The sequence below is a fragment of the Pseudonocardia abyssalis genome, assembly GCF_019263705.2.
GTDB lineage: Bacteria > Actinomycetota > Actinomycetes > Mycobacteriales > Pseudonocardiaceae > Pseudonocardia > Pseudonocardia abyssalis.
In genome coordinates, this window is record NZ_JADQDK010000001.1 from 4,763,759 (window position 1) to 4,778,854 (window position 15,096).

Here is a 15,096-nt window from a genome sequence, read left to right on the forward strand (position 1 = left end):
CCCGATCATGCACGTCAGTCGGCGGGGAGGCACTCCGCTGCGACGCGGGGGTCGCGGTCGTAGCGGTAGGACGTGCGCTCCAGTGCTCCGGTGACGTTGCGCACGAACCGGTCCAGCGTCAGCGGGTCCCGGTAGGAGGCCAGGAGCTCCTGCGTGGCCGGGCACGCGAGGGCCGCCCGTGCGGCCGCGATGCCCGCCGGGTCGGCGAAGCCGGTCTCCGTCGTACCGGAGTCGGCGACGAACCATTCGGGCGGCAGGTCCTTGTCGTGCCCGATCCGCCCGTCGGGCACCGACGTCGCGTGAGTGGCGAGCGGGTTGGTCAGGCCGACCCCGTCGAGGACGCGGGTGTCGAGCGGCGCCAACTCCCCGGTGACGCCCAGGTTGAGCCAGGTGATGGTGCTCGGCCGGTCCGGAGTGGGGAACAGCCACCAGCGCAGGCCGTCCGGGCCGGGGCCGGGCAGGGCCAGCGAGGGCCCGGGCGCCCCGGCGAGCTCGGCCACGCCTTCCGGGGCGACCGGGTGGTCGATGAAGTCCTCGGCCACGATCGGGTTCGGCCGGTCGACGATCACGACGTAGTAGAGGCGCTCGTTCGCGATCCAGTTGGGCCCCAGGGTGTCGTACGCGGGACGCAGGGCGAGGAAGGACACCGCAGCCCACGCCGTCATCGCGAACACCGGCACCGCGGTGCGCCGGGTGAACGGCACCGCGGCCAGCGGCAGCGTCAGACAGAACAGGGCGGGCAGCAGCATCCGGCCGTGCATGAAGTCGCCCCCCACCCTCGTCACGTACGTGGCGAGCAGCGCGGACGACACCCACGGCACCGCGACGACGACGGCCGTTGCCACCGTGGCCGTGCGGCGCAGCCGGACCAGCAGCAGCACCGCTGCGACGAGACCGATCAGCACGGGGATCGCGAGCCAGTAGGTATCGGTCAGGTCGCGCATGTAGTAGTAGCCCTGACGCCAGCGTGACGTGCCGGCCTCCTTGGCCAGCGCCGTGCCCGGCAGGAGGAGCCCGTAGTAGCCCGCCCGGAAGACTTCGTAGGCCAGCGGCAGCGCCGCGGCGACGGCCGCCAGCCCGGCGATCTCCCGCCACCCGCGCCTGCGCTCCAGGACGACGAGCGCGGCCGCCGCGGCGAACCCGAACAACGCGAGGTCGGGACGCACGAGCGGGGCCAGACCGAGCACGAACGCGACGGGCCAGGCCCGCCCACCGCCGCCCGAGCGGTGCGCCTCCAGCCGGCCGACCAGCAGCCACCAGGTGAACCCCAACCAGCCGATGATCAGGCCGGTCTCGAGCCCGGAGGTGCCGAAGTCCCAGAACGGTGGGAGCGCGACGACCACGAGCGCCCCGAACGGCGCCATCCACCGCGTGCCCCCGAACAGCCGCCGCGCGGCGTCGAGGGCGAACCCGACCCCCGCCACCGAACACACGAGACCGAGCACCACGGCCGCCCAGTTCAGCGACACCCCGGCGAGGCCGGGCAGCGCGAGCAGGTAGGTCCACAGCGTGGAGGTGTTGGCCTCGACGCGTTCGCCCTGGTTGAAGACGGGCCCGGCCCCGGCCAGGAGCTGGCGGACCGTGCGCAGCACGATCAGCCCGTCGTCGCTCATCCAGCGGCGGTGCCAGATCAGCACGGCGAAGCCGACCAGCACCACCGCGAACCCGACGGTGGTGGCGGTGGCCGTCCGCGGTCGCGGCGAGGTGGGCGGGGGCGGGCCCGCGGGCTCCGCCTCGACGGTCGCGCTGATGGTCGCCACCTCACTGACTTGGGGCCGGTCCGGGTCCGGACCATCGTCCCCGGCGGGTCTCGCACGCCCGGCGATGGGTCACCCGGGCGCTCGAGGGGGCACGGTCGGGCCCGCCTAGGGTGACGCCGTGCTCTCGCCCGCGCGGTCGGCGGCCCCGCAGGCGCCGCACACCCCCGCCTCCTCCCGAGCGAGATCGGTACTGGTGCTGGGCCTGGTCGCCCTGCTCGCCGCGGTCGCGTTCCCGCTCGCGCCGGTGCAGCAGTCGCGCGCGGCGTACTCCTGGACCGCGAGCGACGGCCCCGCGGCGATCCCGCTGATGCCCTACGAGCCGGTCGCCCTCACCGTCACGACGGGCTGCGACGCGGCCCGACGCGGCGGCGTGCTGCTCTCGACCGTGCCGCTGCGCCCCGACCCGGCCGCCGAACCCCTCCACGGTCTGCGCCTGGACTCGGCGGACGGGCAGCTGTCCGTCACGAGCGCCGGCCTGGACCTCGGTGCGGTGGTGGTCCCCGACCGACCCTGCGCGATCGTGCTCGCGTCCGACCCCGGACGCACCGAGGTGCGCGTCGACGGGGAGGTGGTCCTCACCCGCGAGGGTGACGTGCGCCCGTCCGTCGCGGGGGCGTTCACCGACGCCGACAGCGGCGTCGCCCTCGCGCTGACCGCCGACACCCGCTTCGAGACCACGGTCTCCCCGCTCAAGGCCGGGATCGCCGTGGTGGGGGTGCTGGCGCTGCTCGGGATGCTCGCCGCGCTGACCCGCGCCGACGGGCCCACCCGCGTCCGGCTGCTCCCCCGCCGCTGGTGGCTCCCCCGCCCCGTCGACGCGGCCGTGACGGCACTGCTCGGCGTGTGGTGGGTGGTCGGCGCCGTCACCGTGGACGACGGCTACATCAGCGGGATCGTGCGCAGCCGCGGCAGCAACGGGTTCGTGGGCAACGTCTACCGCTGGCTCAACGCGCCCGAGGCCCCGTTCAGCTGGTTCTACGACCTGACCCACCTCTGGTCGCTCGTCTCCGCCTCGACGCTGTGGATGCGCCTGCCCGCCACCCTGCTCGGACTGGTCACCTGGCTCCTTCTGTCCCGGGCCCTGCTCCCCCGGCTGGGCCGCGCGGCGCAGCTGCCCTGGCTCGCCGCGCTCGCGTTCGGGACCTGGTGGGTGCCGTACCAGCTGGGGCTGCGACCGGAGCCGTGGGTGGCACTGGGTCTGATGGGTGTACTGCTCACCGTGGAGCGGGCTGTGGCGACGCGGCGGCTCCTCCCGACCGCCGTGGGGCTCGCCCTCGCCGGGGCCACCACGGCGCTGACGCCGGGCGGGATCGTCGCGTTCACCCCGTTCCTGGCCGCGGCCGTCCCGCTGATCCGCCTGGTGCGTGCGCGCTCCGACCTGCACCGGTGGCCCCTGCTCGTCGCCGCGCTGGCCGCCCCGGCGTCGGCGGTGCTGCTGATGCTCTCCGACCAGAGCCTCGCCGCGGTGCTGGAGGCCACGCGGGTGCGGCAGCTGATCGGCGGCGGAGTGGAGTGGTACCAGGAGTACGAGCGTTACGCGCTGCTGCTCGAACCAGGCGGGTTCCAGGGCGGGATCGGGCGGCGCGCGGCGCTGTTGGTGACCGTGCTGGCCGCCGTGGGGGTCCTGGTGGCGCTGCGCCGCGGCCGCAGCGGGCTCGCCGGCGGCCCGGCGTTCCGGCTCGCCGCGTCGGTGCTGCTGTCGCTCGCCGTCATGACCGCGACCCCGACGAAGTGGACGCAGCACTTCGGCGACCTCGGCGGGATCGGTGCGGCGGTGCTGGTGGCGGGCGCGGTGGCGTGGCGGTCGACCCCGCTGCGCAGCCGGCCGCGCGCGTTCACCGCCGCGCTGTCCGCCTGCGTGGCCGTCGGGTCCGTGGTGCTCGCCGGGTACAACGCCTGGCCCTACGCCTCCGGCTGGTTCGCCCCGACGTTCTCGACGCTCCCGCCGCAGGTGGCGGGCGTGGCGGTGGCCACGATCCTGGTGCTGGTCGGGCTGGCCGTGGTGGCGGTGCTCGCGGCCCGCCGCGCCGGGGCGCGGGCGGTGGCCCGGCCCGAGCCGGGCGTACCGCAGCGGGTGCCCGGCCCGGTGCCGGTGCTCGCCGTGGTGCTGGTGGCCGTCCTCGCCCTGCAGGTGCTGAGCCTGGCGCGCACGGCCGTCGGCCACCGCGACAGCTACACCCTCGCCTCCGACGCCGTGTCGACGCTGCGCGGTGCACCCTGCGGGCTGCAGGAGCGCCTGTCGGTGGAGACCGACCCGGCCGTGGGGCTGCTCCCAGCGCGGACCGTCCCGGCCGCCCGCGGGGAGCGCACGGTCGACGTCGGCGGTGCGCTGGTCCGCGGCATCGCGGTGACCGGCTCGTCCACGACCGCCTGGTTCACCCTCGACCCGGAGCAGCGCGACGGGACGCTGCCCGTCGTCGTCACCACGACCGGCACCTTGCGCCCCGGCGACGTGCTCCGCATGGAGTTCGGCGACGCCGCGGGCTCGGTTCTGGCGGTGCGTCCGCTCGGCACCGGTGACGCCCGGCACGTCGCTCCCGCGGGGGCCGAGTCGGTGCGGCTCGTCGTGGCAGGAGCGACCACGGCCGGCCCACACGCGCTGGTGACGCTGCCACGCGCGCCCCGGCTGACCCGGATGACCGACCTCCTGCCGCCGGGGAGCACCGCGATCCTCGACTGGCCGGTCGCGTTCCTGTTCCCCTGCCTCGAGCCCGAGCCGATCCGGGACGGGGTCGCGGGCCTCGCAGCATGGCGGGTCGCCCCGCCCGCCGAGGACGATGCAGCGGCAATCACCTACGCACCGGAGTTCGGCGGTCCCTTCGCCGGGCCCCGGCTACTCGTCACCGAACGCACCATGGCCACCTACCTCGACGGCGACCCGACGCGCGACGCGGCCCGGGTCGTCCGCTGGGACCCGCTGGAACCGCTGGTCAGAGCAACGCCGGTCGTCACGTCCGAGACCGTGCCCGGATGGGGACGAACCGGACAGGCGCGGGTGCCCGGGCTCGATCCGGTCGGCTGACACAATGAACCGAGACACCGAGCCCGACCGGAGGACGACCCTTCCCCATGCTCACCACCCCGGACCGCACCGACAGCGCCGTCGCGGCCGCCCCTGAACCGACCGCGCCGGTCACCGGACGGATCCTCGCGCAGCGGGGACTGTTCTTCGGCCCGTCGGGCCTCGTCCCGGAGGACCTCTACTCCGTCGTCGAGGCGGGCGCCGCCCGCCGCGAGCGCGACCGCGTGCACCTGGCCCCGGCCACCCGGGTCAGCACCAACACCTACTTCGGCCGCGTGCACGCCACCTACTGGCAGCGCTGGACGGCCGTCTCCGAGATCGAGGTCGCCCTCACGATCTCGGGCACCGGCCGCGTCCGCATCCTCGCCTCCGACACCAACAAGGTGTGGCGGATCGTCGCGGTGCAGGACGTCGAGGACGCGCGCGAGCAGGTCGTCACGCTCACCGCGAAGATCGACCGCTTCCTCGACGGCGGCGGGCTCTACCTGCAGCTGTCCACCGAGACCGGTGAGATGACGGTGTCGGGCGTCGAGTGGAGCGTCCCGCGGCCCGAGCGGATGCCGCGCACCGACGTCACCATCTGCACGTTCAACCGCGTCGAGGACTGCCTCAACACTCTGCAGGCCCTCGCCGACGACCCCCGCGCGCTCGGATGCGTCGGGGTCGTCCAGGTCGTCGACCAGGGCACCGACCCGCTGGAGTCGCGCGAGCGGTTCGCCACCGTGTCGGCCGCGCTCGGCGCGCAGCTGCGCTACGTCCGCCAGCCCAACCTGGGCGGCGCGGGCGGGTTCACGCGAGGCCTGTTCGACGCCACCGCGGGCGCGCCGGAGGAGCACGCCGACGTCCTGCTGATGGACGACGACGTGCTGCTGGAGCCGGAGATCCTGGTGCGGCTCACGTCGTTCGCGGCGTCCACCACGCACCCGACGATCGTCGGCGGGCAGATGCTCAACCTGCTGCACCCGACGCACCTGCACATCGCCGCCGAGTACGCCGACCCGGAGATCCTCACCGTCGGCATTCCCGTCACCGGCTCGCTGCAGGAGGCCAACCTGCTCGGCCTCGACGAGCGCGACCTGCCGATCAACCAGGAGCGGCGCGTCGACACCGAGTACAACGGCTGGTGGTCGTGCCTGATCCCCGCGGCGATCGTCCGCGAGATCGGCTACCCGCTGCCGCTGTTCTTCCAGTGGGACGACATCGAGTTCGGCTACCGCGCCCGCGCCCACGGGTTCCCGACGGTCGCGCTGCCCGGTGCCGGCGTGTGGCACGCCGACTTCGGGTGGAAGGACTGGGACGAGTGGCACCGGTACTTCAACCTGCGCAACGGCCTCATCACCGCCGCGCTGCACACCCCGTTCTCGACGAAGCGGATCGTCCGGCGGCTCGGCCAGATCCTGGCGCAGAACCTCGTGGCGATGCACTACGGCCTCGCCGTCACGCTGCTGACGGCCGTCGAGGACTTCCTGGACGGACCCGACATCCTGCGCGACGGGTCCGCCGCGGCCGCCGCGGAGATCCGGCGGATCCGGTCGGCGTACCCGGAGACGGTGGTGCACCCGATCACCGACCTGCCGCGCGACGCCCCTGACTTCCGCGACGCCCAGGTCGTGCGCAACCCCGGCATCCCGTCGAAGGAGCGGCTCACCTGGCTCAAGCGCGCGGTGTACCTGGCCGCGAACCGGGCCCCGCACCGCACCGGGTTCGTCCCGGCGGGTGACGCACACTGGTGGCACGTCTCGAACTTCGAGCGCGCGATCGTCGCCGACATGGGTGAGACGGGCTACCGGATCCGCACCCGCGACCGCGCGAAGGTCCTGGAGCTGACCAAGCACGGGGCCCGCCTGCTGCGCCGGGTGCTGGCCGAGGGCCCGGCCGCGGCCCAGCGGTACCGCGACGCGATGCCGCAGCTCACCAGCCGTGCGAACTGGGCCCGGCTCTACGGCATCGACGAGTAGGACGGTGCGGGCGCCGCGCGGCGCCCGCACCTCCCGTCACTTCTCGAAGACGTTCCGACCCCACGCCTCACGGCTGGTGAGCTCGGGCAGGGCGTCGCGGTAGCGCTGCCGCAGCTCCGGCCAGACCCGTGCGACCTCGCGCACCTGCGCCACCGACTGCTTCATCATCGCCTTGAACAGCGCGGGGTCGCGGCGGCGGAAGGTGACGCCGCGGCCGTCGGGGGTGGAGACGGTGGCGGAGTCGAGCCGGGACAGCACGAACCACTGCGCCTGCTTCGACGGCACGTTGCGCTGCGGCACGACCTGGTGCGCCGGGTCCACGGGCCTCAGGTTGTGCAGCACGCTCTTCGCGAGGCCCTTGACGATCGCGAGCTTCTTCGTCGGCGGCTCCGGGAACGCCTGGGCGGCCAGGGCGTCGAGCTCGGAGAGGGGCACCTGCGTGGCCGAGTCGAGCGGGCGCCCGTCGTCGAACTCGGCGCGCTTGGCCCGGATCTCCCCGAGCACGACCGGCAGCTTCGGGAACAGCTGCTCCGGGCCGGCGAGGAAGTCGCGCAGCGCCATCTCCTGCAGCGCCATCGCCGAGTACTCCATGAGCATCAGGTGCCGCAGCGACCGCTTGACGGTGTCGACGAGCAGCGCGCGCGGGTTGTCGGGCCCGTGCAGCGCGGCCGCGACGTACCGGTTGCGGTAGTGGAAGTAGGCCTGCCAGTCGCTGGTGTCGTCCTTCTCCAGGAACGACATGTGCCAGATCGCGATGCCCGGCACGGTGGCGGTGCGGTAGCCCTTCGATCGGGCGCGCAGGCCGTACTCGGCGTCGTCCCACTTGATGAACAGCGGCAGCGGCAGCCCGAGGTCCTCCGCGACGGCGCGCGGGATCAGGCACATCCACCACGCGTTGTAGTCGACGTCGGTGCGCCGGTGCAGCCACGGCGTCTGCCGCAGCGTCTTCTCGGCGAGGTCGTGGTGCGGCTCGGTGCCGGGGGCGTTGCGCCACAGGAAGGCGTTGCGGTCGACGACCTCGCCCATCGTGGAGAGCTGCGAGCGCGCCTGCAGCGACAGCATCTGCCCGCCGACGAGCATCGGCTCGCGGCTGTACCGGGAGAACGCGACCGCGCGGAGCACCGAGTCGGGCTCGAGCAGGATGTCGTCGTCCATGTAGAGGATCTGCTCGCAGTCGGTGCTGCCGAGCGCCTCGTACATGATCCGCGCGTAGCCGCCGGATCCGCCGAGGTTGGGCTGGTCGATGATCCGCAACTTGTCGCCGAGCTTCGCCGCGACGGCGGCGAACCCGGCCTCGTCGCGGACCTTCTTCGTGCCCTGGTCCGGGATGATCACGGCGACGACCGCGTCGAGCACCGTCGGGTCCTCGGCGATCGCGGTCAGCGTGGCGACGCAGTCGGCGGGCCGGTTGAACGTCGGCATCCCGATCGTGACGGCCGCGGGCGTCGCGGACTCCTCGGCGGCGTACCAGCCGCCCTCGGTCAGCGTCAGCTCGCCGGAGTCGGTGGTGAGGTCGAACCAGTACCAGCCGCCGTCCTCGAAGGGGCGCAGGTCCAGGGGCATGTCGAGGTCGAGCCGGCCGTCGACGACCTGGCCGCCCACGAAGATCTGCGAGCCGTCGGCCTTGGTGCGGTAGACGTCGACGCGGCCGGAGCCGGACAGCGACAGGCGCAGGTGCACCTCGGTGAGGCTCGACCAGTGGCGCCAGTAGCCCGCGGCGAACGCGTTGAAGTACGCCCCGAAGGACACCTCGCTCTGCTCCGGGATCAGCGCGGAGGTCCGCGAGACGACCCGCAGGCGCCGGGCCGTGGCCGCGGTGCCGACGAGGGTGACCTCGCGCAGCGGGGAGCCCGGGAGCGGGGGCGGGGTCGTCAGGCGGAGGCCGGTGCGCTCGTCGAGGTAGAGCGAGCGGACGGCGATCGGGTCACCGGAACGCGGCAGGATCACTCGCTGCAGCAGCCCGTCGGAGGTCGTCGCCCCCGATGCTGCGGCGGTGGTGGTCGTGGCGGCGGTGGTCGTCAAAGCGTCGTCCTCGCGGTTGCTCGGGGGTGTGCGCGTGCTGCCACCGAGGGTAGCGACGTGAGCGGGGCCACCCGCCGGGGCGTGGGACGCCGTGGCGCGACGCCCCGGCTCAGTCCTCGGACTCGGTGCCGGACAGGGCCTTGCCCTCGGTGAAGTACGGGGCGAGGCGGTTGTCGAACATGCTCAGCGCCGAGCCGATGGCCATGTGCATGTCGAGGTACTGGTAGGTGCCCAGGCGTCCGCCGAACAGCACGTTGGCGTTGGCGGTCTCCTTGCGGGCGAGCTCGCGGTAGCGCAGCAGCTTGGCGCGGTCGTCGGGGGTGTTGACCGGGTAGTACGGCTCGTCACCGGGCTCGGCGAAGCGGGAGAACTCGCGGACGATGACGGTCTTGTCGCTCGCGTACTGCCGCTCGGGGTGGAAGTGCTTGAACTCGAGGATCCGGGTGTAGGGCACCTCCTCGTCGTTGTAGTTGATCACCGGCGCACCCTGGAAGTCGGGGGTGTCCACGATCTCCTGCTCGAAGTCCAGCGTGCGCCACGACAGGGCGCCCTCGGAGTTGCCGAAGTAGGCGTCGAGCGGACCGGTGTAGACCGTGGGCGTGCCTGCCGGGATCTGGTCGCGGACGTCGAAGTAGTCGACGTCGGTGCGCACCTCGATGTTCGGGTGGTCGGCCATCCTCGTCAGCCACGCGGTGTACCCGTCGACGGGCAGGCCCTCGAAGGTGTCGTTGAAGTAGCGGTTGTCGAAGGTGTAGCGCACCGGGAGCCGGGAGATGATCGACGCGTCGAGCTTGGTCGGGTCGGTCTGCCACTGCTTGGCGGTGTAGCCCTTCACGAACGCCTCGTAGAGCGGGCGCCCGACCAGCGAGATCCCCTTCTCCTCGAGGTTCTTCGCGTCCTTCGTGTCGATCTCGCCGGCCTGCTCGGCGATCAGCGCGCGGGCCTCGGTGGGGGTGTGCGACTTCCCGAAGAACTGGTTGATCAGCGCCAGGTTCATCGGGAACGCGTAGACCTGGTCGGCGACCTTCGCGAACACGCGGTGCTGGTAGCCGGTGAACGAGGTGAACCGGTTGCAGTACTCCCACACCCGCACGTTGGAGGTGTGGAACAGGTGCGCGCCGTAGCGGTGGACCTCGATCCCGGTCTCCGGCTCGCGCTCGGAGTAGGCGTTGCCACCCAGGTGGGAGCGCCGCTCCAGCACCAGCACCCGCTTGTCCAGCTCCTCGGCCACCCGCTCCGCGATGGTGAGGCCGAAGAAGCCCGAGCCGACGATCACGAGGTCGTAGTCCGTGTAGCTCACGGTGACCACCGTAGCGGCGACCCCGTCGCAGGTCGGCTCCACCCAGGCGAACGCGACACAGACGCCCTCCACAGTCCCGGCATGGCCGGCGCGCCACGACGACGACGTACACACAGGGACCGGACCGGGACCGGACCCATGGCGGGAGACTCATCGAACGTGTCCGGATGACTCTCGACATCGCCGTCGCTCTAGTGTCGTCCCGTGCTCGCGACGTCCCCTGTTCACCGTGTCCGAGCGCTTCGCATCCATAGGACGTGGTGTCGGAATGGCTGAGCTCCCCTCCTGGGTCACAGCCGCACCGCTACTGATGGCGGCAATCGGTTGGTTCCTTTTGCCCGGACTGTTGGTCGCCTACGCAGCGGGCTTGCGTGGCGTCGCCGCGTGGGGAACAGCGCCGGTGATATCAGTCGGATCTGCAGCCGTCGGTGCGATCGCAGCCGGCTGGCTGGGAATCCAATGGGGCGGGTGGCCCGCCCTCGCACCGGCGCTGGCCCTCGCCGTGATCGCAGGGGTGACTCGTCGGGCTCTGCGCAAGCGCTACGCACGCGCTTCGGGCGATCCGTGGCCTGTCGCCACCGCAGCAGCCGCAGGAATGGCGGTCGCGCTGGGCATCGGCGTCATCACAGCCGCGGGCGGCATGGGCTCGGTCGGTACCGTCTCGCAGACCTACGACGCGACGTTCCACTACAACACGATCGCCCGGATCTTGATGATTGGAGACGCGTCGTCGCTCGTTGTCGGTACGCTGAATGTGCCAGCGTCCGCCCTGTCCTTCTATCCCGCAGCGTGGCACAGCCTGGTTTCGCTGGTTGTCATCACCACGGGGGCGACGATCCCGGTCGCCTCAAACATCGTCGCGGTGACTGTCGGCTCAGTAGTCTGGCCGTTGGCCTGCCTCGTCTTGGTTCGCCAGATGGTCGGTCCGTCATGGCTCGCTGCTTTCGCCACACCGATCGTTGCGGTCGGCTTCATCGCCTATCCATGGTCCCTCATGACGTTCGGGGTGCTCTGGCCGAATCTGCTGGGGCTGAGCCTCGTCCCGATCGGGCTGGCCGCGGTGATCTCGATAGCCGGCCTGCCCCAACATGGACCACTCACTCGACTCAAGGCGGCGATCCTGGTCCCGGTGGTAGCAGTGACCCTGGGCCTCGCACATCCGAACACTCTGATCAGTCTCGCTGTTCTCTCGATGCCCGCTGCGGCGTGGTGGTTCGGGCACTGGGTGCGATCCCGACTACTCAACGGGCAGGCTCTGCTCGCTGCCGTTGCCTCGATGACCGTCGCGGCGACGGCTGCGGCGGTCGGAGTCGGGTTGCTCACGTCCCCGCTGTTCGACAGCGTTCGCGCATTCGACTGGCCGGCATTCGTCTCCCCGGCCGGCGCAGTGGGTGAAGTCATGCTGTGGGCCACCAACGGGAAGTCGGCCGCATGGGCGATGGCAGGGGTGGTCCTCGTGGGCCTCACCGCTGCCTGGCGGCGTCCCGACCTGCGCTGGATCGTCCCCGCACATGCCATCAGCGGAGCGTTGTACGTACTCGCAGCGTCTCTGGAGACTCCGATCGCCGCTGCAGTCACCGGCTTCTGGTACAACGACTCGTACCGACTTGCGGCCATGCTACCGATCACTGGCGTGCCGCTGGCCGTGCTCGGGCTCACGGCTATCGGCACGGCCGTCCATGGACAGTGGAGTCGATTGACCACATCTCCTCCAGAACCGGCGGTGGTCGGGGCGCTGGCGACTGCAGTGCTGGTGATCGCGTCGAGCGGCATGTACGCCCGCGACCATGCCGAGTTCCTCGATGACGCGTACCGAGTCACCGAACCTCCGTTCGAACTCCTGTCCCCGGATGAGGCGGCCTTCTTCGAGATCGTGCGAGCCGACTCGGACCCGACTGCGGTCGTCGCGCAGAACCCGTGGAGCGGCAGCCCCTTGCTGTGGGCACTCACCGGGCAACAGGTGCTCTTCCCGCACCTGGACGGTGAATGGACTTCCGATCAACGCTTCCTGGCAGATCACTTACGTGATGCCGCAACAGATGGACGCGTCTGTCCGGTGGCCGACAAGCTCGGTGTTCGCTACCTGCTCGTTGGCAACCTGGATTTTTGGCCCTGGGACAGCCGGATCAATCAGTACCCCGGCTTGACGCGCCCCGAGAACGGTTTTCGTATGGTCGCAAGTGATACCTCGGGAAACTTCCTCTATGAGCTCACCGCCTGCGGGGGCGATGCCGCAGGATCTCCACCGAACAACGACTGACTACGGAGTTGACCACGCTGTGACGGATTCCCTCCCCGAGTACGAGAAGACTCTGCGGATGGTCGAGCGAGCGAGCCTCGCCGAAGGGTTCGTCCGCCAGGTCGAGCTGACCGCGGGCCCTTTCCTGGACCGCCCGCTCGCGGAGTGCCGGGCCGTCGACATCGGCTGCGGGTACGGCCACGGCGTGGTCGAGTTGGCTCGGCGGTGCGCGTCAGTCGTGGGGGTCGAGCCGAACCCGGTCCTGGCCCGGCACGCCCGCGAGAACGCCGCGGCACAGGGCCTGGACAACGTCGAGATCGTGGAGGGCACGATCGACGCGGTCACCGGCATCGAGGAGTTCGACCTGGTCGTGCTGGACAACGTCCTCGAGCACATCGACGACCAGCCCGGAGCGGTGCGCGTGATCAGCCGCTGCCTGCGCCCCGGCGGCGTGGCGTTCGTGCTCGTGCCGAACCGGACGTGGCCGATCGAGGTGCACTACGGGCTGCCGTTCCTGAGCTGGCTGCCGCTGCCGCTCGCCTCGGCCTACCTGCGGGCCTCGGGTCGGGGCACCGACTACCGCGACGCCAGCTACGCCCCCACCCTCGGGCGGCTGCGGCGGCTGTTCACCCCGCACCCGGAGCTGCGGGCGTCGCTCACCCTGCCCGCCGACCTCTCCCTGGCCGAGGGGGGCGGCAGCCCGGTCTACCGGCTGGGGGTGGCCGCCCTGCGCCGGTTCCCGCAGCTGTGGGCGATCTCGAAGGCGTTCCTGCTGGTCGTGCAGAAGGCCGGCTAGACGCGCCGCACCGCGCGGCGCAGGACCTGCCCGGCGCGGGCGACGTCGCGCGCGGCGAGCAGATCGACACCCACCTTCGCCGCGTGCAGGCGCGAGAAGAGGTGCAACCGGGCGGCCCGCTCGGCCCGGGTCCAGCCCCGCGCGCGCAGCTCCTCGGCGACCTCGCCGAAGTAGCGCTGCTCCTGCTCGAAGCGGATGCCGTCGCGGGCCCGCTGCGACGAGTCGCTGGAGCGGTGGCGGCGGTAGCGGAACGCCGGCGTCGGGTCGACGGCGAGGACACCCCCGTCGAGCAGCAGGTCCAGCACGAACGCGAGGTCGTGGATCGCGTCGATCCCGGGGTGGAAGGGGACCTTCTCGACTGCGGAGGCCCGGTAGGTCAGCGACGGCGTGTAGAGCCAGTTGCCGGCCAGCAGGCTGCGCGCGGCCGTCTCCCCGTCCAACGTGACCGGCGCCTTCGCCCCAGGCGCGATCGCCGCCTTCACCCGGTCGGCCAACCCGCCGCGCACCGCACCGTCCTCGTCGATCACGGTGACGCCCGGCTGCACCACCACGACGGCCGGGTCGGCCTCCATGCGCGCCACGACGAGCTCGGCGTACCCGGGTTCGAGCAGGTCGTCGTGACCCATCATGCAGAGGTACTCGCCCTGGACCAGGCGCGAGGCGCGGTAGGTGTTGCCGTTGGGGCCGAGCCGCTCGGGGTTGCGCGTGTAATCGATACGGGGGTCGGCGAGCGCGCCGACGTGCTCGGCCGCCGCGGTGCCCGGATACCCGTCGTCGACGATCGTGAGCAACCAGTCCGAGGTGCTCTGCGCACGCACGCTGGCCACGGCCCCGAAGAGGTGCCCGGGATCGCCCCAGTACGGGACGACGACGTGCAGCGTCACGCGCCGGGCTCGTCCGGGACGCCGGGCACGACCGGCACAGCCCTCGCGTCGGGTCCGACGAGCAGGCCCCGGTCGCGGTTGACGATCTCCGCCTCCCGCACGGCGAGCGTGCGGGCCAGCTCGGTGACGCGGGCGTCGACCCCCTGGAAGCGCAGGTACTGGTTGAGCGTTACCGACAGGAATCCGACAACCAGGGCATAGAGCACCAGATCGGTGCCTCGGCCGACGCCGATTGCCTGAGCGAGTGCGGTCAGGTCGTCCGGCCGGATCACGGCGTATACGTTGACCAGCGCGAACAAGACAAGCGCCACCCGCTTGCCTGCCGCCACACGGACGCCGTGCCGGTTGCGGACGAAGAGCACGAGTAGAGCCGCGACGGCCACGAGAAGCAGGAGTTGGACAATCATGGGATCAGGCACCCCTCTGCCGCACTCCGAGATCGAACAGGATGTTGACGCCGTTCACCAGTGACTGGCCCTTGCTACGGGAGTAGTCGGTATAGCGGATGGTCACCGGGTGTTCGGCGACCCGCCAGTCCGACCGCGCCAGATAACTGACGATCTGCGACGCATGGGCCATGCCGTTCATCGTGATTCGCAGATCGTCGGCCACCGGACGAGTGAGCACGCGCAGGCCGTTGTGTGCATCGGTCAGCTTCAGCCGCCGCGCTGCCGGGCTCAACGCCGCCACAACCCTGAGTACGATCCGCTTCACCCACGGGACCGAAGATGTGTCCTCGTCGAGGAACCGCGAACCGAGCACCACGTCGGCGGCGCCGGTCCGGGCCAGCTCGACCATCTCTGCGGCGTCCTCCACGCGGTGCTGGCCGTCGGCGTCGAAGGTGACGAAGTAGCGCGCGCCGGCCCGGGCGCGGGCGTAAGCGATCCCGGTCTGCAGCGCTGCGCCCTGGCCGAGGTTGATCGGGTGCCGCACCAGGTGCGCCTCGCTCGCTGCGATAGCGGAAGCGGAGCCGTCGGGGCTGCCATCGTCGACGCAGACCACATGGGGGAAGACAGTCATCGCGTCCTTGACGACCGCTTGAATCACGGTCTCCTCGTTGTAGACGGGGATGACGAGCCACACATCGTCGTACTGGCGGGCGAGCGGTTCCATGC

General features: G+C 71.7%; 10 protein-coding genes. 4 read left to right on the forward strand and 6 right to left on the reverse strand.

From position 1 onward, the window contains the following. Nucleotides 1-14: 14 nt before the first annotated feature. On the reverse strand, nucleotides 15-1,760 hold the full coding sequence (locus I4I81_RS23260; RefSeq protein ID WP_226363526.1) for an arabinofuranosyltransferase AftB family protein: 1,746 nt from the start codon (nucleotides 1,758-1,760) through the stop codon (nucleotides 15-17). Nucleotides 1,761-1,878: 118 nt separating this feature from the next. Between I4I81_RS23260 and I4I81_RS23265 the strand changes: the two genes are divergently transcribed. Continuing rightward, entirely contained in the window at nucleotides 1,879-4,782 is a 2,904-nt protein-coding gene (locus I4I81_RS23265) for an arabinosyltransferase domain-containing protein (RefSeq protein ID WP_218616339.1), read from the forward strand. A gap of 47 nt (nucleotides 4,783-4,829) precedes the next feature. Next, nucleotides 4,830-6,740, forward strand: coding sequence for a glycosyltransferase (locus I4I81_RS23270; RefSeq protein ID WP_218601964.1), 1,911 nt, complete (start codon nucleotides 4,830-4,832; stop codon nucleotides 6,738-6,740). Between the two features lie 36 nt (nucleotides 6,741-6,776). Here I4I81_RS23270 and I4I81_RS23275 read toward each other — a convergent pair whose 3' ends face one another. Both I4I81_RS23275 and glf read right to left on the reverse strand, forming a co-directional pair. Next, nucleotides 6,777-8,762, reverse strand: a complete 1,986-nt coding sequence (locus I4I81_RS23275) for a glycosyltransferase (RefSeq protein WP_267460798.1) — start codon at nucleotides 8,760-8,762, stop codon at nucleotides 6,777-6,779. Between the two features lie 109 nt (nucleotides 8,763-8,871). After that, nucleotides 8,872-10,062: a UDP-galactopyranose mutase gene (glf, locus tag I4I81_RS23280; RefSeq protein ID WP_218601965.1), complete on the reverse strand. Its 1,191-nt coding sequence runs from the start codon at nucleotides 10,060-10,062 to the stop codon at nucleotides 8,872-8,874. 268 nt (nucleotides 10,063-10,330) lie between these two features. Between glf and I4I81_RS23285 the strand changes: the two genes are divergently transcribed. Together I4I81_RS23285 and I4I81_RS23290 are read left to right on the forward strand one after the other, a co-directional pair. Further along, entirely contained in the window at nucleotides 10,331-12,322 is a 1,992-nt protein-coding gene (locus tag I4I81_RS23285; protein WP_218601966.1) for a DUF6541 family protein, read from the forward strand. A 19-nt stretch (nucleotides 12,323-12,341) separates the two neighbouring features. Beyond that, nucleotides 12,342-13,097: a class I SAM-dependent methyltransferase gene (locus I4I81_RS23290; protein ID WP_218601967.1), complete on the forward strand. Its 756-nt coding sequence runs from the start codon at nucleotides 12,342-12,344 to the stop codon at nucleotides 13,095-13,097. Here I4I81_RS23290 and I4I81_RS23295 read toward each other — a convergent pair. From I4I81_RS23295 to I4I81_RS23305, 3 genes are read right to left on the reverse strand one after another with little or no spacing between them, the layout of a single operon-like run. After that, nucleotides 13,094-13,981 carry a glycosyltransferase family 2 protein gene (locus tag I4I81_RS23295; protein ID WP_218601968.1) on the reverse strand — a complete coding sequence of 296 codons (888 nt, stop codon included), beginning with the start codon at nucleotides 13,979-13,981 and terminating at the stop codon, nucleotides 13,094-13,096. The two genes, I4I81_RS23290 and I4I81_RS23295, sit on opposite strands and share 4 nt — an antisense overlap. Next, a complete protein-coding gene (locus tag I4I81_RS23300; RefSeq protein WP_218601969.1) occupies nucleotides 13,978-14,400 on the reverse strand; it encodes a DUF2304 domain-containing protein in 423 nt (140 codons plus the stop codon). The genes I4I81_RS23295 and I4I81_RS23300 overlap by 4 nt, the downstream gene beginning before the upstream one ends. Further along, entirely contained in the window at nucleotides 14,393-15,094 is a 702-nt protein-coding gene (locus I4I81_RS23305) for a glycosyltransferase family 2 protein (protein ID WP_218601970.1), read from the reverse strand. Before I4I81_RS23305 ends, I4I81_RS23300 begins: the two co-directional genes overlap by 8 nt. Nucleotides 15,095-15,096: the final 2 nt, after the last annotated feature.